The organism is Corallococcus carmarthensis, from assembly GCF_003611695.1.
Lineage (GTDB): Bacteria > Myxococcota > Myxococcia > Myxococcales > Myxococcaceae > Corallococcus > Corallococcus carmarthensis.
This window is the reverse complement of record NZ_RAWE01000197.1, coordinates 1-19,357: the sequence shown is the minus strand read 5'-3', so window position 1 is coordinate 19,357 and position 19,357 is coordinate 1. Positions and strand designations below refer to the sequence as shown.

Below are 19,357 nucleotides of genomic sequence, written 5' to 3'. Positions count from 1 at the left end.
GCCGCCAAGCCGCCCCCGGCGACGAAGTAGCCACCACCTCCCCTTCGCGGGAGGGGTGAGAACGAGGGCCGGACGTGGGGGACTTCCCTCGCGCCGGCCCTCTTCGCGTTCGTTCACCGCGCTGGCGCTGGCGCCCCCACCGCGCTACGCCCGAAAGGCACGCGAAGCGGTCCGGGACCCCCGGGCCCCGAAAGGACACGGACGATGAGGCCGGACATGAAGAGGCTCACGTGGGTGCTGGCGGCGGCGCTGATGCTGGGCGCCTGCGCGACGGGCAGTCCGGCGGAGGTGGCGCGCACGCCCTCCGCCACGGGCGCCGTCTCCGAAGAGGAGTTCAAGGCCATGCACACCCTGCGCACGGACGCCGCCCCTGAGCGCAAGGGCCAGGAGGTGCAGCTGTCCGACGGCTCCAAGGCCTACCTGAGCCTGCCCCCGAACGCGAAGGGCCCCCTGCCCGCCATCATCGTCATCCACGAGTGGTGGGGCCTCAACGAGCACGTGCAGGCCTGGTCGGACCGGCTGGCGGCGGAGGGGTACGCGGCGCTCGCGGTGGACCTCTACCACGGCAAGGTGGGCACCAACCCCGACGAGGCGCTCGCGCTGGTGAAGTCCGTGGACGCGGATCAGGCCACGAAGACGCTCCTGGCCGCGCACGCGTTCCTCAAGGGCGACCCGCGCATCCAGGCCCCGCGCACCGGCAGCATCGGCTGGTGCTTCGGTGGCGGCTGGTCGCTGCGCACCGCCATGGCCATCCCGGAGCTGAGCGCGGCGGTCCTCTACTACGGCCACCCGGTGACGGATCCTCGGGAGCTGTCCACCATCAAGGCGCAGGTGCTGGGCATCTTCGGCACGAAGGACAAGTCCATCCCGCCGGAGACGGTGCAGGCCTTCGAGAAGGCCCTGGACGAGGCCAACGTGCGAAGCCGCATCGTGGAGTACGACGCGGACCACGCCTTCGCCAACCCGTCCGGCGGACGCTACGACGAGCGCGCCGCCGCGTCCGCCTGGGCGGAGACGTCCGCGTTCCTCGCGCGCACGCTCAAGCGCTGAAGGCACGCGGGGCCGGGGCCAGCGGCTCTCAGTACGGGCGCTGGCCCACGTAGTTGCCCGGGGGCGCGTAGTTGCACACCCAGAAGTCCCAGGCCGAACCGCCGAAGGGCGAATTGACGGTGCAGCGCTTCGTGGCGCAGCCCAGGCGGCGCGTGTTGCGCCACACCACCTGCGTGTAGTGGCCGCAGACCTTGCCCGCCGCGCAGGTGTTCTTCGAATAGTCGTAGTCCGCCACCTCGTCCACCCAGCCCTTCACCACGGCCTTCGTGTTCAGGTAGTCCGGCGTGGCGGCGGCGATGTTCTCTCCCGCGTTGCCCCGGCCGGAGTTGTGCTCGTAGCTGCAGTTGTCCGCCCACTTCTGGGCGACCGCCGCCACCTCGGGGTCCCACGTGAGCGGCTCCAGCGCGGGAGACGGCGCGGGCTTCGCGGCGGCGCGGGCCGCGTTGTGGGCCTCCAGCATGTCGCGGGCGAACTGCGTCAGCTCCACGCCGCCGCCATCGGTGCCGGTGCCACCGTCCTCCTGGGTGCCCGCGTCCGCGGTCGTGTCGTCCGAGTCCCCGTCAGGGATGCAGGCGAGCAGGAGGAACGGCGTGAGCAGACCGACGGCGGACAGGGGACGGAAGCGGGAAGGGCGTCGCATGGGAGGGATTATCCGCGCGTGGGTGGGTGTGCGGGCAAGCGGACAGGGGGGCAGCCCGGATGGGGAGGGCCCGGTGCCCCGTGCTAGGGTGGAGGTTCGGTCAGGAGACGCGACATGAGCCACGACGAATCCCGCGCGCGGAAGATCCAGACAGCCCTTGAAGGGAACGATGAGTTCAGCACCTTTTCCATCGACCCGGACCTGAAGAAGCTGAAGATGAAGCTGGACCTCCAGTCGGAGGCGCAGCAGCAGCAGTCCGGCCGCCCGGAAACCGCGCCCAAGTCGGGCATGTTCATGCGGCTGTTCCACAAGATGTTCCGGGGCTGAGGGGCACGATGGCGAAGGAGTCCTACCGCGCGCAGTGGGAACGTTCGCGGGCGTATCTGGAGACGGGGGACCTGGGGCTCGCGCTTCAGGAACTGCGGGACGCGCTGACGCTGGCGCCGGACGACGCGGTCCTCTGGGAAGAGATCTTCAACCTGTCGCTGCTCGGGGGCCTCACGCAGAACGCCCTGGCCGCCGCGCTGCGGCTGCGGAAGCTGGCGCCGGAGAACCCCAACTTCATCGGCCTGCACGCCATGGCCGCGCTGCTCGCCGGCAAGCTGACGGAGGCCGTGCCCCTCTTCGAGGAGGTCCTCCAGCGCGACCCCGAGTCCGTGGAGGCCCGCAGGCAGCTCGCGCGGGCGCTGGACGTCGCGGGCCAGCGCGGCCGGGTGCGCACGCTGCTGGAAGAGGCTGTCGCGCGGGCGCCCACGGACACGGGCGCGCCCAACGACCTGGCGGTGCACTACCTGGAGCACGTGCCCCAGGAGGGCCCGGCGCTCGCCGCGAGCGTCCTGGCGCCGGTGCTGGAGGCGCACCCGGCGGACCCGACCACGCACTTCAACCTGGCGCTGGCGCTGCGCCTGGGTGAGCCGGCGAAGGCCCGCCACCACGCGGAGCAGGTCCTCGAGGGCGGTGACAAGGAGCTGCGCACGAAGGCGCAGCAGCTGCTGACGATGATCCCCGCCTGAGCGGGCCCGTCAGGACGCGCCGGGCAGCTCCGTCCCCGGCGCATGGATTTCCAGAGACAGACCCTGAAGACCCCGTGCGCCGTGTCCTCCCTGTGCTGGAGCGGCGACGCGCTGGTGGACCCGGTGGGCGGACTGGTGCGCTACCACCTGGACGGCAGCACCGATGACCCGCATGTGCGCTACGCGTACCGCTTCGACCGCGCGGTGATGTCCCCGGACGGCCGCTACAGCGTGCTGTACGAATCGCTGGGGACGGCGGGGCTGCTGCTCGACGGCACGCGCGTGGTGCGGCAGCTCATGCGCGACTTCTACCAGGCACACGTCCACGACTATCCCGTGGCCCTGCACACGCTCCCCAGTGGACGCACGCTGCTGGCGCACTGCCCGGAGTCGTACTGCGTGGTGGAGCTGGAGGACGCCGCCACGGGCGAGCGCCTCACGAAGCGCGACAACACGCCGGCGGACATCTTCCACTCGCGGCTCCAGTTCAGCCCGGACGGGCGCTACCTGGCGAGCGCGGGGTGGATCTGGCACCCGGTGGACGCGGCGTCGGTGTTCGACGTGCCCCGCGCGCTGGAGGAGCCCGCGTCGCTGGACAGCGCCGCGCTGATGGACGGCGTGGAGAACGGCATCTTCCTCACGTCGGTGGCCTTCGGGGCTCGGGACACGCTCGTGTTCGTCCGCGTGGACGAGTCCCGCGACGGCGACACCTTCTACCTGGGCACGTACTCGCTCGCGGAGAAGAAGGTGCTGTCGGAGGTGGAGCTGGAGCAGCCCGCGGGCCCGCTGATGGTCGTGGACGCGGAGCACATCGTGGACTTCTTCGGCCACCCGAAGCTCGTGTCCCGCACCACCGGCCGCGTCGTGCAGCGCTGGGAGGACCTGGACACGGGCAAGGTGCTGAGCAGCATGCGCCACCACCTGCCGCCCCCGCCGCACTTCGCGATGGACGCCGCGCACCGCCGCTTCGCCGTGGGCACGGCGAGCGGCATTGAAGTCATCACGCTCGCGGCTCAGTAGGGCTTCTCGCCCACCCAGTTGCCCGGCGGCGCGTAGTTGCACACCCAGAGCTGCCACGTCTTCACGTTCCCGCCGAAGGGCGAGTTCTTCGTGCACAGCCGCGTCGCGCAGCCCACCGCCTTCGTGGTGCGCCACACCACCTGCGTGTAGTGGCCACACATCTTCCCGGCCTTGCACTTGCCGGACGCGTAATCGTAGTCAGCGGACTCGTCCGCCCAGCCCTTCACCACCTGCGCGGTGTTCCAGGTGTCCGGCGTCGCGGCGGCCAGGTTCTCTCCGAAGGTGCCCCGGTCCGGGTTGTGCTCGAAGCGGCACTCCTTCACGTAGGCCTCCGCCTTGCGCGCGGCCTCGTCGGACCAGGTGAGCGCGGGCAGCGCCGGCTTCGGCGTGGGACGCGAGGCCTTGGCCCGCGCCTCGTTGTGCGCGGCCACCATGTCGCGCTTCAGCTCCGCGGCGGACGGCAGCGGCTTGCGCGTGCCCTCCGGGGGCGCGGGCGTGGCCGAGGGCGCCTTTCGAGCGGCGGCGTTGGCCGCGGCCTTCTTCGTGGACTCGGACACCGGACGCTGCGCGTTCGCGCTGGAGCCACAGCCGAGCAACGAGGCCAGCAACAACACCACGAGCCCGCGACGGAACACAGGAAGTGCCATGCGCGGAATCATTCCGCACTGGCGCCTTGCGCGCAGCCGAACTGAACGAAGCAGGCGGCCCCCGGGGTGCCCGAGCGCCTTCCTGCCCTACGCGCCCAGGCCCGGCAGGGGCGCCGAGCCGTCGTCGCCGAAGGTCGCCGTGGGCACGCCGAACATGTTGAGCAGGGCGACGTAGAGGTTCGCCAGCGGCTGGCCCTCGTAGCGGATGTGGCGGCCCGGGGCGATGGCGCCTCCCGCGCGGCCCGCGAGCAGGATGGGCAGGTTCTTGTGCTCGTGCATGTTGCCGTCGGCGATCTCGCTGGAGAAGTACACGGCGCTGTGGTCCAGCAGCGTGCCGCCCTCTTCCAGCACGCCCTTCATGCGCTGGAGGAGGTACGAGAACTGCTCCACCTCCCACTTGTCTATCTTCACCAGCGCGTCGTAGTTGGCCTGGGCCCGCTGGTGGTGCGAGTACGCGTGGTGTTCGCCGGACAGTCCCAGGAACGAATACACGCGCTGGCTGCGCGCGTTGCCCAGCATGAAGGTGCACGTGCGGGTCAGGTCGCACTGGAACGCGAGCACGATGAGGTCCAGCATCGCCTTCGTCTTCTCGCGCACGTCCTCGCTGTCCGCGGGCTCCACGGCGGCGCCGCACGTGGGGCCCGTGCCGTCCATCGCGTTCACGCGCAGCTCCAGTTCGCGCACGCCGGTGAAGTACTCGTCCAGCTTGCGCTTGTCGGTGGTGCCCAGCTTCCCCTGGAGCGCCTTCGCGTCGTCGCGCACGGCGTCGATGATGCTCAGGCCGTACGCCTTGCGCTTCGCCAGCTCCTCCTGCGTGACCCCCGGGTCGAAGTCCGCGAAGAGCCGCTCGAACGCGGCGCGGGGCTTCGTCTCCTTGGGCACGGGCGTGGACGGCCCCGCCCACGCGATGTTGTTCGCGTACGGGCACGCGTAGCCGGAGTCGCAGTTGCCAATGCCCCGGCCCTGGTCGATGCCCAGCTCCAGCGACGGGTAGCGCGTGGCCTTGCCCACCGCGTTCGCCAGCACCTGGTCCAGGGAGATGCCGGTGCGGATGTTGGTGCCCTCCGTCTTGCGCGCCTTCACGCAGGAGAGGAACGCGGCCGTCGCGGCGGCGTGGTGGCCGTCGCCGTCAGGCCTGCCGGGCAGGTTGTCCACGCCGCTCAGCACCAGCACGTCTCCCTTCACCGGCTCCAGCGATGCGAGCGTGGGCGTCAGGGACCACTCCGCGCCCACGCCCCCGGGCGTCCACTTGGGCATGTGGATGCCGCAGGGCGTGTAGAAGGCCACGAAGCGGCGCGGGGCCGGCGTGGCGGCGCGAGCCGTGCGCGGGCGCATGACGTCCAGCAGGGGCAGCGCCATCAGCGCGCCCATGCCACGCAGGAGCGTCCGGCGGGACAGGACAGGAGTGCGGCTCATGGCTTCGGTCCCTCCGCCTCGCCACGCCGCTGCAGGAACGCGTCGCTGCGGACGATGGCGAGGATGTAGTCGGTGAGGCGGCCGCCCTGGGACTCGGCCTTCTTGGAGATGTCGCGCACGGTGCAGCGGTCGTCATCTTCCGCGCCGCGCCCGAGCGCGTAGGTGAGCAGGTGGCGCGTCATGCACGCGGACAGGTCCGGGTCCTGCTTCACCACCGCGCGCATCTCCGCCACGCCCTGGAACGTCTTGCCTCCGGGCAGCTCCCCGCTGGAGTCCACCACCGCGCCGCCTTCCTCCTTCGTGCGCCAGCGGCCCACCGGGTCGAAGTTCTCCATGCCGAAGCCCAGCGGATCCATCAGCGAGTGACAGCCCGCGCAGGTGGGGTCCGCGCGGTGCTGCGCCATGCGCGCCTTGATGTTCAGCGAGGGGTCCACCGCCGGGGCCAGCCCGCCCGCGTCGGGTGGTGGCGGGGGCGGTCCCTTGCACAGGAGCTGCTCCAGCACCCAGACGCCGCGCTTCACCGGCGACGTGCGGTCCGGGTTGGCGGTGACGGTGAGCAGCGCCCCCTTCCCGAAGAGGCCCGCGCGCTCAGGGTGGCCCTCCAGCTCCACGCGCGTCATCGCGGTGGTGCCCGGCTTGGGCAGGCCGTAGTGCGTGGCCAGCCGGTCGTTCACGTAGGTGAAGGGCGCGTCCAGCAGGTCCTTGAGGCGGTGGTCGCCGGTGACGAACTCCTGGAAGACGAGCTGCATCTCCTGGCGCATGGCCTCGCGCAGCGGTTCGTCGAAGCCGTAGCGCGACACCGGCTGGGAGAAGTCGAGCGCCCGCGTGTAGAGCCACTGGCCCGCGAAGTTGTCCACCAGCGCGTGGGCCTTGGGATCCGTCAGCATGCGCCGCACCTGCGCCTCCAGCACCTCCGGCTCGTGCAGGTGGCCGGACTCCGCGGCCTGGAGCAGTGCCTCGTCCGGCATGCTGCTCCAGAGGAAGTAGGACAGGCGGCTCGCCAGCTCCAGGTCGCTCACGGCGTGCGGCGCGGTGGACGTGGGGGCTGGATCCAACTCCACGCGGAAGAGGAAGTGCGGCGACACCAGCACCGCGCGCAGCGCCAGCTTCACGCCCACCTCCGGCGCGTCTCCCTGCTGCCGGGCCAGCGCGACGAACCCGACCAGCCGCTCCACTTCTTCCGAAGTGACGGGCCGGCGCCAGGCCCGGCGCGCGAAGGTCTTGAGCAGCTCGCGTGCGCACGTCTCCGGCTGGGCAGGGTCGAGCGCGCAGGCGCCGAACGCACCCCGCGCCCACGCGGCCTCCACCAGCGCTTGCGCCGCGTGTGAGTACTTCTCCATCAGCAGCGGGGACATGCTGAGCACGTCCGCGTTGTTGTCGAAGCCGAAGCCGTGGTCGTCCGGCGGGAAGCTGCTCGCGGGCGAGCTTGTGTCGCCCAGCAGGTCGCGCACGGTGTTGTTGTATTCAGCGCGGTTGAGGCGGTGCAGCGTGACGCGGCCCGGGTCGCGCGCCGCCGAGCGGCACAGCGCGTCCTGTGGATCCACGGGGGTATTGCCAGGCGCATCCGGCCCCGGCAGCACCCGCGCCTTGGGCGGAGAATCGTTGCAGCTCGCGGCCAGCACCACCGCCGCCGCGAGGCCCACCCTCCGCCATCTCCGACCACAGGCCGTCACCGCGCGCACGCCTCCTCCGGGCCACGAAAGGGCCCCGGTGGGCGCGCTTCAAAGCAAGACCCTCACCAGCGCCGGCGCGACGACAGGCCGACACACGGCTCCGTCCCCGGGGCCGGGATGGGCACGCGCGGGGGACAGGGTGGGGAAGGGGAGTTCCGCGACCGGGCAGGGCCCTTGGGCCGGGAAGGCACCGCGCGCCGACTCCTGCCCCGGAGGGCGGGTCAGGCGGCGCGCGGCACTGCATGCAACGACAGCGTTACTTCGTTTCCTTCGCGGTGCCCGTCGTCTTCGCGGCGCCGTCGAGGTACGCGCGGTAGGCCTCGAAGGCGTACGGCCGGCCGAGGAAGTCCTTCACCAGCTCCGCGGCGGGCTTGGAGCCGCCGGGCTCCAGCACCGTCTTGCGGTAGTGCATGGCCGTGTCGCGGTCCAGGTAGCCGCTCTCCTGGAACTTCGACTCCAGGTCCTTCGCGATGACGGAGGACCAGAGGTACGTGTAGTACGCGGCCGAGTACCCATCCAGGTGCCCGAAGGCGAGCTCGAAGTGGGTGCCGTCACGGTACTCGTGGCGGAAGGGGGACAGCTTCTTCTGCAGCTCCGCGAGCACCGTGGACGTGTCGAAGCCCGGCGCGCGCGAGTAGTACTGGAGGCTGACCGCGGACAGGAACAGCTGCCGGCGCGCGTACAGGCCCAGGCCGAACTCCTTCGACGCGCGCAGCTTCTCCACCAGCTCCGCGGGGATGGGCTCGTTGGACTCGTGGTGCTTGGCGAAGCTCTTGAGCACCTCCGGCTGCTCCGCCCACTGCTGCAGCAGCATGGACGGCGTCTCCACGAAGTCGCGCTCCGTGGAGATGCCGGAGATGGGCGTCCACTTCTGGTGGCCGGAGAAGATGGCGTGCATCAGGTGGCCGAACTCGTGGAAGAACGTCTCCACCTCGTCGTGCGTCATCAGGTCGCCGGGGCGCGGGAAGTTGCAAACCAGCACGCCCTCCGGCAGCCGCTTGTCCTGCTCGCCCGTCACCAGGTCGAACTGCGCCGCGTGCTTGTACTTGTCGTCGCGCGGGTGCATGTCCAGGAAGATGCGGCCCAGCGGCTTGCCGTTGTCCACCACGTCGTACGCCTCCACGTCGGCGTGCCACGTCTTGGCGTCCTTCACCGGCTGGAAGGCCACCCCCCACAGGCTGGAGGTGATGCCCATCACGCCGTCCTTCACCCGCGCGTACTCCAGGTAGGGCCGCACCGCCTGCGAGTCGAACCCGAACTTCTCCGCGCGCAGCCGGTCCTCGTAGTAGTCCTGGTCCCAGGGCTCCACGACGGTGGCGCCCTTCACGTCCTTCTTCTTGCGCGCCAGCAGGTCCGCCATCTCCTTCTTCGCGCGCGCCTCCGTGGCCTGGGCCAGCTGGTCGATGAAGTCCGCCGCGGCCTGCTGCGTGCGCGTCATGCGCGTTTCGGTCGTGAAGGCCGCGTAGTTGTCGTAGCCCAGGAGCGTGGCCAGCTCGTTGCGCTTCTCGATGAGCTGCGCGAGCACGGCCTGGTTCTTGGGGAACGCGCGCTGGCGGTAGGTGCGCCACAGCTTCTCGCGCGCCTTCGCGTTCTTCGCGTACGTCATGAACGGGAAGTAGTCCGGGTAGTTGCTGGTGATGACCACCTTGCCGTCCGCGCCCGGCGCGTGCGCCTTCTTGTAGTCCTCCGGCAGCCCGTCCAGGTCCTTGGCCGTGAAGGCCACGCTGCGCGTGTCCTCCGCGATGTTCTGCCCGAACTGCTGGCCCAGCTTGAGGATCTCCTCGTTGAGCGTCTTCACCTTGGAGCGCGTGGCCTCATCCCGGTCCACGCCCGCGCGGCGGAACTCCAGGAGCGTGCGGCTCATCCAGTGCTGCGTGGCCGCGTCCGCCTTGGACAGGTCCACCAGCGACAGCGCGTCATAGACGCCGCGGTCCTGCGACAGCGCCACGTTGGCCGCGTCCACCTGCTGCTCGCACTCGCGGGACGCGTCCCGCATGGCGGCGTCCGGGTGCACCTCATGCGTGAGGCTGGAGCGGTTGGCCGCGTTGATGAGGGCCGTCTGCGCCTCGTCATACGCCTTGAGGACGCCCATCCCGTTCGTCTTCGGATCCAGCTTCTTCAGCGCCGTCACCTGCGCCTGCGCGCGCTCCAGGTCCGCCTTGCACAGGGCCTTGTATGCGTCCGGCGTGCCCGCCAGCGGCTCGGAGCCCTTGACGGGCGCCAGCTGGGGCTTCGACGCGTTGGCGGCGACGCGGGCCAGGGCCTCGCGGTTCTGGGTGATGCTTCCGTTGGAGCAACCCGTCGCGGCGAGCGCCGCCACCACGGTGAGCGCGGGGATTTTCAAAGGGACTTCCTCCACAAGGGGAACGACCTGCTTCGCGGGCCCGTCATGCCACATCCCCGCCCCTCCGCGCCCGTCCGCCGTGAACGGCCAGGCAGCCCCGCGGTGCCGTCCGGATGCCTGGGTGCCCTGCCTGACGCACCCAGCCTTGTGTCCCGTCCAGCCGCCCGGTAATTCCGCGCTCGCCTCGAATTCTTGGAAGTTGTCCTGGCCGGAGGGTGAAACGGATGCGCAAGGCACTGGGTGGTGCGGTCGCGGCGTTGCTGATGTGGGGCTGTGGCGGTGCGGGCACGGAAGCCCCGCCGGCCTCTCCCGAGGGGCTGTCGCTCACCTCCGGAACGGGGCTGACCGAGGGCACCTGGGGCCACGACGGGCAGACGGTGTCCTTCGCCTCGCGCGAGGTGGAGCCCGGGGTGTACCGCCTGGAGGTGCGCATGCACGGCATGACGCTGACGGGCCTGATGGACCCGGCGTCGGGCGTGTCCACGCTGGACGGCTTCGCGGACGCGAACGTGCAGGACACGCAGGTGGTGGACGCGGACCGCGAGCTGCTGGGCGCGTTCTACGGAGCGCTCAACCAGGGGCTGCCGCAGGGTGACGCGGCGTCGCCGGAGGCCATGTACCTGCGCCGCGCGGTGGGCCTGTGGTCGCAGCAGCCCACGAGCGTCACGCTCAAGCGCACGGTGATGGGCGAGCAGAACCGCGGCTATACGATGCTGTGCAGCTACGCCAAGTGTGGCGGCAAGAACACGGGCAGCTGTGGCGGCACGTACAACTGGTACTCGTACGCGAAGCACGACTGCAACGTGGGCGGCTTCGACAACGCGAAGAACCAGCAGATCGCCCAGCTGGGTGACCACACGTCGTGCAGCGGCGACGAGTACTACATGAACGGCAGCACCTGGGTGTGCGGCGAGCCGGACCACTGGTCGCGCCCCAAGGTGATGGGCAACTGCTTCGGCCGCTGCGGCGGCGGCTGCGGTGGCGACACGCAGTACACGCTGGACGCCACCAACCACGACGGCTGCGTGCGCAACGGTCACGTGCTGGCGTCTGGCTACTGCGATGATCAGTTCGTGTCCGCGTCGGACGACGAGCTGTTCGCGCCCAACTGCTACTGAGGCCGGATGGGACGCGCGGTGAGACACGCGGTGGGGGCGGCGGGTTTGTGGCTCGCCGCGCTCGGCTGCACGTCCACGACGTCCTCCAAGGCGGAGGCCGGGGAGGCGGTGGTGCGCCGCTTCTTCCAGGCCCTGCCGTCCGGGGACTGCGCGGTGTTGGGCCCCTTGCTGGTGACCGGGCAGGGGGTGCCTTCGTGCGAGGAGACGGTGAAGGACCTGCGCGAGCACGGCATGGGCCTGGTGGACGTCCTGGATGCGAAGGTGGATGGCCGCGACCCGGACGCGGTGCTCGTGCGAGCGCGCGTGTCGCAGGGAGGAACGGAGCGCTCGGAGCCGTTCCTCTTCCGGGTGGAGCGCCAGGGTGACGGCTGGCGACTTCGGTTGTAGGGGGTGAGGACGATGCGGAACCGTAAGCGGGTGATGCTGGGGAGCGCGGGCGTGCTGGTGGCCGCGCTCGGCGCCGTGCTTCTGCTGTGGTCGTCCCGGGAGGAGCGTTCCCCGTCCGGACCCACCGTGTGCCCGCCGCCGCCCGCGGCCACCGGCCCGGTGACGGCGGCCCGGGTCGCGCCGGAGCGTGCGGTGCCGGTGCGGACGCCGGACCCCGCGCCGCCCCACGCCACGGTGGTGCCGCCCGCGCCCGGGGACGTGCCGCCGGAGCCGGAGGTGGCCAACGCGCCTCCGCAAGCGAACGACCCCATCGAAGAGGAACAGCCCCAGACGGCGCGCTGGAAGCTGGAGAAGACGGAGCACATCGCCTCGCTGCTGGGGCGGGACGTGTCGCGGCTGGAAGGGGAGCGGCAGGAGGCGCGGGCGCGCGGGGACAAGGCCCGCGTCGACCAGGTGGACGCGCTGCTCCAGCGCCACCGCGTCCGGCTGGATGAGCTGCGCGAAGAGGCCCGCACCCTGGCCGACGCCGCCCGGAACGAACCGCCGGAGCCCTGACGGAGGGTTCGGGGCGCCCCGTCGGAGCGGTCGCGGCGGAAACGGTGCCCGCCCGTCTGCCCTCCGGACGGCTTGCCGTGCCCTCTTCACCGGTGGGCACCCACCGCTTCGCGCTGGGAGTACGGGTGCTTCTGCCGGGCACGGCACGGCGTTTACGGGGGCGTGACAGGCGCGGTGCGGCATGCGCATAGAAAAGGACGTGTCCGTTTCCACCGCGACTGCGTCCACCGGGCCTTCCAACACGTCCTCCTCCCGAGGCTCCCGGCTGGCATCCATCGCGGTGGCCAGCGCGCTGTTCATGGAGTTCCTGGACTCCACGGCGCTGTCCACCGCGCTGCCCACGCTGTCCGTGGCGTTCGGCACCGACCCCGTCCACCTCAAGCTCGCGCTGACGTCGTACATCCTGGCGCTGGCGGTGCTCGCGCCCGCGAGCGGGTGGATCGCCGACCGCTTCGGTCCGCGCCGCGTCTTCATGACCGCGATGGTCGTGTTCCTCGCGGGCTCCGTGCTGTGCGGCTTCTCGCAGTCGCTCGCGCAGCTGGTCCTCTTCCGCACGCTCCAGGGGCTGGGCGGCGCGCTGATGACGCCGGTGGGGCGGCTCATCGTCGTCAACTCGGCGCCGCGCGAGAAGCTGGTGTCCGCGATGAGCTGGTTCACCATGCCCGCGCTGGTGGGGCCACTGCTGGGACCGCCGCTCGCGGGCCTCATCCTGGGCGTCGCGGACTGGCCGTGGATCTTCTTCATCAACGTGCCGGTGGGCCTCTTGGGCATGTGGGCCGTGGCGCGCTTCGTGCCCCCGTTGAAGCAGCCGGACCCCGGCCCCTTCGACACGAAGGGCTTCGCCATCGCCGTGGTCGCCATCACCGCGCTGATGTGCACGGCGGAGACAGTGGGCATCGGCCTGGTGCCGTGGCCCGTGCAGGTGGGCATCACGCTGGTCGCCATCGGGGCGCTGGCCGCCTACGTGCGGCACGCGCTGCGCACGCCTCGGCCGGTGCTCAACCTGCGCCTGTTCCAGGTGGACACCTTCCGCGCCAGCATGGTGGGCGGCGCGCTGGTGCGCATCGGCCTGGGGGCGACGCCGTTCCTCCTGCCGCTGCTCTTCCAGGTGGCCCTGGGTTGGGGGCCGCTGGAGGCGGGGCTCGTCACCATCGGGACGGGGCTGGGCGCCTTCGCGTGCAAGCCGGTGGCGCCCGCGCTCATCCGCCGCGTGGGCTTCCGCCAGACGCTCGTCGCCTCCAACCTGCTCACCGCCGCGCTGACGGCCGTGCCCGCCTTCTTCGGTCTGGGGACGCCCATCCCGTTCATCGTCATCACGCTCGTGTGCAGCGGGTTCATGCGCTCCTTGCAGTTCACCGCCACCAACACGGTGGCCTACGCGGACCTCCCCAAGGAGGCGGTGAGCAACGCCTCCACCGTCGCGGTGGTGACGCAGCAGATGGCGCTGAGCGTGGGCATCAGCTTCGGCGGCCTGATGCTGCACGTGGCGCGCGGCGGCGGTGACGTGCGCCTCACGCCGGACCGCTTCCTCTTGCCGTTCCTCGCCATCGGCTTCGTGTCGTCGCTGGCCGGGCCGCTCTTCCGCCGGCTGCGTCCGGATGCGGGCGAACACATCGGTGGCAGGGCCGCCGCGCGCGGCTGAGCGTTCAGCGAACGACGCTCCCACCGTTGCAAGGCTTCCGCGCGGACCCCCGTCGCGAAGCAGGCGGGCAGGCGACGCCTCTTTTTCCCACCTTCTTTCGCCCCTCCCCGCCCACCAGTTTCCTCGCGAGGAATCCAACGGAGGGGGTGGGAATGGGTTGGGCGGCACTCACAGGGCTCCTGCTGGCGGGCATGACGGCGGCGACACCGCCCTCGGCCATCCCGGTGCGGGGTGGCAACGCGCTGACGTTGCCCGCGCACCGGCACGTCGTGCGCGTGTCACGCAGCGAGGGCTCCGTGCTGCTCGCGGCCGTGCAGCAGGGCGGGCAGGACGGGCACGGCCTGCGCCTGTTCCGCAGCGACAACGGCGGGAGCAGCTGGAAGCAGGAGGGCGTCATCCACGACGGCTCCACCTACGACCGCGCGGACCTGGTGGCGGTGGGCAGGGACGTGGCGCTCGTCTACGCGGTGGAGACGCCGGACAGCACGGGGATTGGCGGCTCCACGTCCCGCGACGTGTACTTCCAGTGGTGGCGCTACAGCGCGTCCAAGAGCCACTGGCTCCCGGACACGCCCGTGCGCGTCTTCGACTCCACCAGCTCCAGCACGGCGTACTACCGCGCGGAGCTGGCGCGCGACTCCAAGGGCCGGCTCTGGGTGCAGGCCTTCTTCCGGGAGAAGGACGCCAGCAACACGCTGGTCATCTCCGTGAGCAGCGACGGCGGCTCCACCTTCCGCACGCAGTCCGCGCTCGCGCGTGACATCCCGAAGCGCGGGGGCGGGCGGCTCATCAGCCTGGGCAGCCGGGTGATGATGCTGTGGAGCTCGCACGACGGCCACGACACCACGCACTACCGGATCCGTGATGACAGCGCGTCCGTGTCCAGCTGGTCCTCCACGCGCACCGCCTTCTCCGACGGCATCTACCACGGCGCCGCGATGAGCGCGGTGGCGGACGGGAATGGCGGCCTGCACCTGGTCTACAAGGACAACTCCGAACGGCTGATGTACCGCCGCTTCGACGGCTCCAGCTTCGGCTCCGCGGTGAAGGTGCTGGAGGACGGGGACTGGGCCTCGCAGCCGGCGCTCGTGCGCGCGGGCAGCAGCCTGTACCTCTTCTACAATCAGCCCCGGAGCGACGGCGCCGGCTACCGGCTGTGGGTCCGCGCGCTGTCCTCCAGCGGCAAGCCGGGCGCGGGCAAGGAGCTGGCGTCGGTGTCCGGCTTCGCGGGCTACCCGTCGGCGCCGGACGTGCTGCCTTCGGGTGTGCCGCTGGTGTGCTTCTTCGGCATCGAGCCGTCCTCCGGCTCCAGCTACCGGCTGTCCTTCTTCTCCACCAGCGCGTCGTCGCTCAAGTCCCAGGCCGTCGCGGCGAAGCAGGCCACGGCCGGCGACGCGGAGGACGGCGAGCGGTTCATCGCCACCAGCGGCCCGTCTTCGTACGAGCCGCCGCAGGACCCTGGCGTGCTGGCGAGCGCCGCGACGGGCGCCTCCCAGCAGGCGATGGCCGCCGGATGTGGCGGTGCCAGCGCGATGCTCGCGGTGGGCGTGACGTTCATCCTGATGGATTGGGGCCGCCGCCGGCGCACGCGGTTCCTGCCCGGCTAGCGGGGCAGGGCTTCCCCTGGGCGGAAACGAACGCGGGCGGTCTCCCCGGGACGGAAATCCCGAGGGGCACCGCCCGTGGGCGCGTCTCCCGGCGAGGGGAGACGCGAGCCTGCGTACGGCTACGTCGTCGCGGGCGCGGCGTCCGGCGCTTCGTCCGTCGTGTCGTCGGCGTCGGCGTCGCTGGCACCATCGGATTCGACCGGGGCCGTGGAGGCACCGTCCGCACCCGGCGCACCGGCCGCCTGGGGCTTCTTTCCCGTGCCCGGGGGCGGGGACTTGCGGGCGGCCGCCGCGGCCTGCCGAGCCTGCTCGCGTGCCTTCTGCGCGACCTTCGGCGTGGGGGCCAGGATCATGTACATCTGCCGGCCTTCCATGCGCGGCAGCTGCTCCGCCACCGCCACGTCCTTCAGGTCCTTGATGACGTCATCGAGGATGGCGCTGCCCAACTCCTTGTGCGTGATTTCACGCCCGCGGAACTGGATGACGACCTTGGCCTTGTTGCCCTCTTCGATGAACCGGCGGGTGTTGCGCACCTTGAACTCGTAGTCGTGCTCCTCCGTCTTGGGACGGAGCTTCACTTCCTTGAGCTGGATGACCACCTGCGTGCGCTTCGCGTCCGAGGCCTTCTTCTTCTCCTCGTACTTGAACTTGCCGTAGTCCATGATCTTGCAGACCGGCGGCTTCGCCATCGGGCTGACTTCGACCAGGTCGAGCGACTCGGAGCGGGCTTTCTCAAGCGCCGCCTCGATGGTCATGACTCCGAGCTGCGAACCGTCGGAGCCCACGACACGGACTTCCCGCGCGCGGATGCGGCGGTTGGTTCTCTGGTCCCTGTTGGGACCCCGGCTGCTGTTTCTCTGTTCGCGAATGATGTGAACATCCTCCAAAAAGGGTTGCAGACCCACCACCCGTGAAGATGTGGCGGGCCCTTCAATGTGGCAGTCCCCTCCGGCGGAGAAGGCAGGCAGACAAGCCTTCCGCCCCTCGGGGCAGGGAGACGTGCAACGGACTCTATCCGGTTCACGTCCCCCGGGGGCAAGGTAACGCGGGGCACCCCCCATTCCCATGACCCCTGTTGCCTATGATGCGCCCCATGGCAAAACGGTCCACCACGTCCGCTCGTGAACGGACAGGACGCCAACCCCGGGGGACGGTTGCGCTCGGGGCCGCCCTGGTGCTCGGCTGCCTGCCCTCCTGTGGCCCGGCTGCTCCCGAGCCCTCCGGGGCCCAGACCCAGCGTCTGGTCCAGGGCACGGACGCACCCGGGGACGGGGCGGCGGTGGCGCTGGTGGCCCGGCGCACACGCTGTGGCGGCGAGGCGCCGGTGCTCCTCTGTTCCGGCGCCCTCATCGCCCCGGACGTGGTGCTGACGGCGGCGCACTGCCTGTCCGTCTTCGGGGAGTCAGGCCCCTACGAGGTCTTCCTGGGCCCCACGCTCCTCCCGGAACCGGGTCCCGGAGGACGGTTCGCGCGAGTCACAAGGGCGGTGGCCCACCCGGACTACGTCCCGGCCACGCACGCCTGGGACGCCGCCCTCCTGCGGCTGGCGGTGCCCGTGACGGACGTCCCACCCTTCCGGCTCCCCAGCGCGGGCGACGTCCCGGTGGCGCCGGGAGACCCGGTGCGGGCGGTGGGCTACGGAGACACGAAGGACGCGGCCCGGTCCTCGGGCCAGCGGCGCCAGGGCCTGCTCCAGGTGACGGGCGTCACCGCCAGCGCCTTCCAGGCGGGCCCCGCCCCGGCCATGACCTGCGTGGGCGACAGCGGAGGCCCGGTGCTGGGCGGCCCCGAGGGGAACGAGGTGCTCCAGGGGCTCACCGTCAGCGGTGACGTGGCCTGCCGGACGGAGGCCGTCCAGGTGCGGGTGGACGCGCTGGGGGAGTTCCTCCGCCCCTTCCTGGAGGAGGCTCCACCCCCGGCTCCGTCCGCGCCTCTCCCGCTGGAGGCCCTCTGCCGGGAGGCCTGTGCCGGGGACGCGGACTGTCCCTCGGGCCTGCTCTGCGTGGCCGCCGGGGACGCCCCCGCCCGGTGCCTCCTGCCCGCGCTCCAGGCCGGGACCTACGGGGCCGCCTGCGAGGACGACGCCGCCTGTGGCGCCCGCGGCATCTGCGCCCGGCTGGAGGTGGACGGGGACGATGCCTGCCGCTGCTTCACCCCGTGCGAGGCCACCGTTGACCCGACGACACCGGAGATGGACCGGCCCGACGTCAAATGCGGGTGCGCCGCGAGTCCCGGAGACCTGGGCGCTACACTCGCCGTCCTGCTGGGGCTGTTGTGGCGACAGCCCCACCGCAGGATTCCAGGAAGTCGGTTCCGGGCATGACTCCGCGTGAAAGCGCCTACAGAACCGCAAATGTAGGCGAAACTCCGCGAACCCATTTTCGAGAATCAGGCATCGACGTTTTCGGCAATCGCAAAGGTCCCTCCCCCCATGGACTACAAGATCAAGTCTGGTGACACGCTGAGCGCGCTGGCCAAGCGCTTCAACACGGACGTGGATTCGCTGGTGAAGGCGAACCCGAACATCACCAACAAGGACCTCATCTACGCGGATGCGACCCTCAACATCCCGGGCAGCAAGGATGACTTCCAGGCGCAGGGTGTCTCCAAGGGGCCGGACCTGACGGGCGGAGCGCAGCAGACCCAGGGCTCGCAGGCCGTGGGCGACGTGCCCCCGGGCCAGGTGGGTGACTGGATCAAGCAGGCCATGGACATCCTCAAGGCCAACGGCGTCCCGACGGACAAGATGAACCCCCAGGACATCGCGAAGATCATCCAGCACGAGTCCAGCGGGAACCCGAACGCCATCAACAACTGGGACTCCAACGCCCAGAAGGGCACCCCGTCCATCGGCCTGATGCAGACCATCCAGCCGACGTTCGACGCGTACAAGCTCCCCGGCCACGACAACATCCGCAACCCGGTGGACAACATCATCGCGGGCGTCCGCTACTCCATCGAGCGCTACGGCTCCGTGTCCAACGTCCCCGGCATCAAGGGCCTCAACAGCGGCAGCGGCTACGTCGGCTACTGACCGGCGCTGAGAAGAAGCCAGACGCACCGCGCCCCGCGGTGGAAGGCGGTCCCCTCGAACACGAGGGGCACTCCGTCTCCCACGCGGGGCGTCGTCGTTCCAGCGGCCTTCGCGGCGCTTCAGCCTCCGTGCAGCCGGGAGCGCTCGTGCGGGCCGCCCGCGCGCTTGATGTGGATCTGGCTGGGGGCCTTCTTGCGCCCCCGCAGCCCCGTCCCCCGGTTGTTGCGCTTGGGGCCGTGGTCGCCAGCGGCGGGGCCCAGCGTCACGCGCTTCAGCTCCTTCTGCCGCAACAGCGCCGCCTCATCGTCATGGGCCAGGGTCTTGCGCCCCTTGCTGGCCTGCACGCTCGGCTGGGCCGCATGGGCACTCACGCGTCGCTTGTTCTTGATACCTGCCAATCGGGTCCGCACGGACATGGAGGTCCTCCTTTGAGAAGAGGTAGGGACCCCGGCGGAGTGTTGCCATCCCTGGCGACGGGCGGGACAAGGGCCGCTCCGGGAGCATGCGGGACGCGGGCGCCCGGTGGCGCGGGATGGCAGGGGGCACGCGGGCGGCGCTCTCCCGAGTGGGGAATCACGCCAGGCGCGGCACGCTCGACTCAGGTGAGGTCTTCGTTGTCGCGGCGAGCGCGCTTCTTCGCCTTGGGCTTGCCGGACTTGCCCGCAGGCTTCGCCGTCTGCTTGCCCGTGGTCTCCGGCGGGAACAGCCAGCCGTCCTCGGGGCGGGGCGCGGAGGCGTTCACCGGCTCCAGGTGCTGACCGCGGCAGCCCCGGCACCAGGACTGCGGACGGCGCTGGCCCTGGCTCATGATGCGGAAGCCGAAGTCCTGCTCCGTGGGCCCCACGTGGCCGCAGCGCGGGCAGCGCGTCATGGACGTGGTGCCCGTCTCCTTGGCCTTCTCCCGCCCGTGCTCCACCACCAGCGCCAGCGCGGCGGCGAACCCCAGCTTCCGCTCCGTGGGCACGTGGAACTGACGCGCGCGCTTGCGGCTGCCCCGGCCCATCACGGGCAGGAGGTCCAGGCCTCCCAGGAGGTTGCGCTGCTCCAGGACTCGCGACGGAGACGATGGCGGGGTCGAGTGGCTCACGCGATCATTTCTACGGGAGGGGTCTGACATGCCCGGTTCACGTGACGGGTCGCCAGGTCCCACTCCGTTCGGAGGTCTGGACACGTGTTCAGTAACCCCTGGCATTTCCAGGGGATTCCCCCGG

The 19,357-nt window shown here is 70.9% G+C and carries 19 protein-coding genes; 11 read left to right on the top strand and 8 right to left on the bottom strand.

Annotation, left to right across the window (positions count from 1 at the left end; translation table 11 throughout):
• The first annotated feature begins 216 nt into the window (after positions 1-216).
• Positions 217-1,050 (top strand): dienelactone hydrolase family protein, encoded by an 834-nt coding sequence (locus D7X32_RS34580; protein ID WP_120606833.1) that lies wholly within the window; start codon positions 217-219, stop codon positions 1,048-1,050.
• Positions 1,051-1,078: 28 nt separating this feature from the next.
• On the opposite strand, the gene D7X32_RS34575 is transcribed toward D7X32_RS34580, so the two are convergent.
• Positions 1,079-1,690 carry a CAP domain-containing protein gene (locus tag D7X32_RS34575; RefSeq protein WP_120606832.1) on the bottom strand — a complete coding sequence of 204 codons (612 nt, stop codon included), beginning with the start codon at positions 1,688-1,690 and terminating at the stop codon, positions 1,079-1,081.
• 114 nt (positions 1,691-1,804) lie between these two features.
• Here D7X32_RS34575 and D7X32_RS34570 point away from each other — a divergent pair, with 114 nt between their 5' ends.
• From D7X32_RS34570 to D7X32_RS34560, 3 genes are all read left to right on the top strand, one after another.
• On the top strand, positions 1,805-2,017 hold the full coding sequence (locus D7X32_RS34570; protein WP_120606831.1) for a hypothetical protein: 213 nt from the start codon (positions 1,805-1,807) through the stop codon (positions 2,015-2,017).
• Positions 2,018-2,025: 8 nt separating this feature from the next.
• Complete coding sequence (locus D7X32_RS34565) at positions 2,026-2,703, top strand: tetratricopeptide repeat protein (RefSeq protein ID WP_120606830.1); 678 nt, start codon at positions 2,026-2,028, stop codon at positions 2,701-2,703.
• A gap of 81 nt (positions 2,704-2,784) precedes the next feature.
• Entirely contained in the window at positions 2,785-3,723 is a 939-nt protein-coding gene (locus D7X32_RS34560; RefSeq protein ID WP_244239344.1) for a hypothetical protein, read from the top strand.
• On the opposite strand, the gene D7X32_RS34555 is transcribed toward D7X32_RS34560, so the two are convergent.
• The 4 genes from D7X32_RS34555 to D7X32_RS34540 form a co-directional block, all read right to left on the bottom strand.
• On the bottom strand, positions 3,717-4,370 hold the full coding sequence (locus D7X32_RS34555) for a CAP domain-containing protein (protein WP_244239343.1): 654 nt from the start codon (positions 4,368-4,370) through the stop codon (positions 3,717-3,719). The genes D7X32_RS34560 and D7X32_RS34555 overlap by 7 nt on opposite strands.
• Before the next feature lie 87 nt (positions 4,371-4,457).
• On the bottom strand, positions 4,458-5,786 hold the full coding sequence (locus D7X32_RS34550; RefSeq protein ID WP_120606827.1) for a DUF1552 domain-containing protein: 1,329 nt from the start codon (positions 5,784-5,786) through the stop codon (positions 4,458-4,460).
• Positions 5,783-7,429, bottom strand: coding sequence for a DUF1592 domain-containing protein (locus D7X32_RS34545; protein ID WP_244239342.1), 1,647 nt, complete (start codon positions 7,427-7,429; stop codon positions 5,783-5,785). The genes D7X32_RS34550 and D7X32_RS34545 overlap by 4 nt, the downstream gene beginning before the upstream one ends.
• Positions 7,430-7,715: 286 nt before the next feature.
• Positions 7,716-9,857, bottom strand: coding sequence for a M3 family metallopeptidase (locus D7X32_RS34540; protein WP_208752634.1), 2,142 nt, complete (start codon positions 9,855-9,857; stop codon positions 7,716-7,718).
• Between the two features lie 170 nt (positions 9,858-10,027).
• On the opposite strand from D7X32_RS34540, the gene D7X32_RS34535 reads away from it, so the two are divergent.
• The 5 genes from D7X32_RS34535 to D7X32_RS34515 all read left to right on the top strand — a co-directional run bounded on the left by D7X32_RS34535 (position 10,028) and on the right by D7X32_RS34515 (position 15,112).
• A complete protein-coding gene (locus D7X32_RS34535; RefSeq protein WP_120606826.1) occupies positions 10,028-10,921 on the top strand; it encodes a hypothetical protein in 894 nt (297 codons plus the stop codon).
• Positions 10,922-10,939: 18 nt separating this feature from the next.
• Positions 10,940-11,308: a hypothetical protein gene (locus tag D7X32_RS34530; protein ID WP_341868162.1), complete on the top strand. Its 369-nt coding sequence runs from the start codon at positions 10,940-10,942 to the stop codon at positions 11,306-11,308.
• 12 nt (positions 11,309-11,320) lie between these two features.
• Positions 11,321-11,863 carry a hypothetical protein gene (locus tag D7X32_RS34525; RefSeq protein ID WP_120606824.1) on the top strand — a complete coding sequence of 181 codons (543 nt, stop codon included), beginning with the start codon at positions 11,321-11,323 and terminating at the stop codon, positions 11,861-11,863.
• A 181-nt stretch (positions 11,864-12,044) separates the two neighbouring features.
• Positions 12,045-13,505 (top strand): DHA2 family efflux MFS transporter permease subunit, encoded by a 1,461-nt coding sequence (locus D7X32_RS34520; RefSeq protein WP_439329035.1) that lies wholly within the window; start codon positions 12,045-12,047, stop codon positions 13,503-13,505.
• 152 nt (positions 13,506-13,657) lie between these two features.
• A complete protein-coding gene (locus D7X32_RS34515) occupies positions 13,658-15,112 on the top strand; it encodes a hypothetical protein (protein WP_120606823.1) in 1,455 nt (484 codons plus the stop codon).
• A gap of 119 nt (positions 15,113-15,231) precedes the next feature.
• Here the strand turns inward: D7X32_RS34515 and infC are convergent, their stop codons facing one another.
• Positions 15,232-15,984, bottom strand: coding sequence for a translation initiation factor IF-3 (gene infC / locus D7X32_RS34510; protein ID WP_120606835.1), 753 nt, complete (start codon positions 15,982-15,984; stop codon positions 15,232-15,234).
• Between the two features lie 221 nt (positions 15,985-16,205).
• On the opposite strand from infC, the gene D7X32_RS34505 reads away from it, so the two are divergent.
• The gene (locus D7X32_RS34505; RefSeq protein WP_244239341.1) at positions 16,206-17,435 is read left to right on the top strand and encodes a S1 family peptidase; all 1,230 of its coding nucleotides are present in this window, start codon (positions 16,206-16,208) and stop codon (positions 17,433-17,435) included.
• A gap of 108 nt (positions 17,436-17,543) precedes the next feature.
• Positions 17,544-18,146 carry a transglycosylase SLT domain-containing protein gene (locus D7X32_RS46045; RefSeq protein ID WP_120606822.1) on the top strand — a complete coding sequence of 201 codons (603 nt, stop codon included), beginning with the start codon at positions 17,544-17,546 and terminating at the stop codon, positions 18,144-18,146.
• Positions 18,147-18,265: 119 nt separating this feature from the next.
• Here D7X32_RS46045 and D7X32_RS34495 read toward each other — a convergent pair whose 3' ends face one another.
• Both D7X32_RS34495 and D7X32_RS34490 read right to left on the bottom strand, forming a co-directional pair.
• The gene (locus D7X32_RS34495; RefSeq protein WP_120606821.1) at positions 18,266-18,562 is read right to left on the bottom strand and encodes a hypothetical protein; all 297 of its coding nucleotides are present in this window, start codon (positions 18,560-18,562) and stop codon (positions 18,266-18,268) included.
• 182 nt (positions 18,563-18,744) lie between these two features.
• Positions 18,745-19,263: a hypothetical protein gene (locus tag D7X32_RS34490; protein WP_120606820.1), complete on the bottom strand. Its 519-nt coding sequence runs from the start codon at positions 19,261-19,263 to the stop codon at positions 18,745-18,747.
• Between the last annotated feature and the right edge of the window lie 94 nt (positions 19,264-19,357).

What these genes read in the sequence shown, in the direction of transcription:
- D7X32_RS34580 (WP_120606833.1), top strand. Translation starts at nt 217, where the DNA reads ATGAAGAGGCTCACGTGGGTGCTGGCGGCGGCGCTGATGCTGGGCGCC.
- D7X32_RS34575 (WP_120606832.1), bottom strand. Translation starts at nt 1,690, where the DNA reads ATGCGACGCCCTTCCCGCTTCCGTCCCCTGTCCGCCGTCGGTCTGCTC.
- D7X32_RS34570 (WP_120606831.1), top strand. Translation starts at nt 1,805, where the DNA reads ATGAGCCACGACGAATCCCGCGCGCGGAAGATCCAGACAGCCCTTGAA.
- D7X32_RS34565 (WP_120606830.1), top strand. Translation starts at nt 2,026, where the DNA reads ATGGCGAAGGAGTCCTACCGCGCGCAGTGGGAACGTTCGCGGGCGTAT.
- D7X32_RS34555 (WP_244239343.1), bottom strand. Translation starts at nt 4,370, where the DNA reads ATGGCACTTCCTGTGTTCCGTCGCGGGCTCGTGGTGTTGTTGCTGGCC.
- D7X32_RS34550 (WP_120606827.1), bottom strand. Translation starts at nt 5,786, where the DNA reads ATGAGCCGCACTCCTGTCCTGTCCCGCCGGACGCTCCTGCGTGGCATG.
- D7X32_RS34540 (WP_208752634.1), bottom strand. Translation starts at nt 9,857, where the DNA reads ATGTGGCATGACGGGCCCGCGAAGCAGGTCGTTCCCCTTGTGGAGGAA.
- D7X32_RS34535 (WP_120606826.1), top strand. Translation starts at nt 10,028, where the DNA reads ATGCGCAAGGCACTGGGTGGTGCGGTCGCGGCGTTGCTGATGTGGGGC.
- D7X32_RS34525 (WP_120606824.1), top strand. Translation starts at nt 11,321, where the DNA reads ATGCGGAACCGTAAGCGGGTGATGCTGGGGAGCGCGGGCGTGCTGGTG.
- D7X32_RS34520 (WP_439329035.1), top strand. Translation starts at nt 12,045, where the DNA reads ATGCGCATAGAAAAGGACGTGTCCGTTTCCACCGCGACTGCGTCCACC.
- D7X32_RS34515 (WP_120606823.1), top strand. Translation starts at nt 13,658, where the DNA reads ATGGGTTGGGCGGCACTCACAGGGCTCCTGCTGGCGGGCATGACGGCG.
- D7X32_RS34505 (WP_244239341.1), top strand. Translation starts at nt 16,206, where the DNA reads ATGGCAAAACGGTCCACCACGTCCGCTCGTGAACGGACAGGACGCCAA.
- D7X32_RS46045 (WP_120606822.1), top strand. Translation starts at nt 17,544, where the DNA reads ATGGACTACAAGATCAAGTCTGGTGACACGCTGAGCGCGCTGGCCAAG.
- D7X32_RS34495 (WP_120606821.1), bottom strand. Translation starts at nt 18,562, where the DNA reads ATGTCCGTGCGGACCCGATTGGCAGGTATCAAGAACAAGCGACGCGTG.
- D7X32_RS34490 (WP_120606820.1), bottom strand. Translation starts at nt 19,263, where the DNA reads ATGTCAGACCCCTCCCGTAGAAATGATCGCGTGAGCCACTCGACCCCG.